At 64.6% G+C, this 618-nt stretch carries 1 protein-coding gene; it reads left to right on the forward strand.

Annotated elements, in window-relative coordinates; genetic code table 11:
• Positions 1 to 147: 147 nt before the first annotated feature.
• Positions 148 to 618 (forward strand): aldehyde dehydrogenase family protein (locus HX846_RS38525; protein WP_178967617.1); only part of this gene is annotated, 471 nt, incomplete at its 3' end.

The raw sequence follows: 618 nt of genomic DNA on the forward strand, positions 1-618 counted from the left end.
CGGTCAACGAACTGCGCTCGGTGGTGCGCCGCTATGCCCGCGAGCGCCAGAACCAGCAGTTCGGCATCTACACCGGCTCTGCCGCCAGCGGCCGCATCGCGATGCTCGAAAACGCGCCCCTTTGACACGCACCTACAGGACTCTTGCATGAAAACCACGGTCAGCGCCCTTGAGGGCAACCGCCTCAACCTGTTTATCGACGGTCGCTTTGTCGCTCCCGACAGCGGCAGCTATGTCGACAGTTTCGACCCCACCACCGGCCAGTCCTGGTACCAGTTCGCCCAGGCCGATGCCGGCGACGTGGCCCGCGCCGTCGCTTCCGCCCACAAGACCTTCAACGACCCGCAGTGGCGCAACATGACACCCACCGCACGCGGCAAATTGTTGTATCGCCTGGCCCAGCTGGTGGCCGAGCACGCCGAAGAACTGGCGCTGCTGGAAACCCGCGACAACGGCAAGCTGCTGCGGGAAATGCGCGCGCAAATGAGCGCCCTGCCCGATGCCTACGTCTACTTCGCCGGCATGGCCGACAAGCTGCAAGGCGAGGTGATCCCGGTCAACAAGCTCAACCAGCTCAACTACAGCAGCCGCGAGCCGTTGGGCGTGGTCGGCATGATC

The organism is Pseudomonas sp. K5002 (genome assembly GCF_013386655.1).
Classification (GTDB): Bacteria; Pseudomonadota; Gammaproteobacteria; order Pseudomonadales; family Pseudomonadaceae; genus Aquipseudomonas.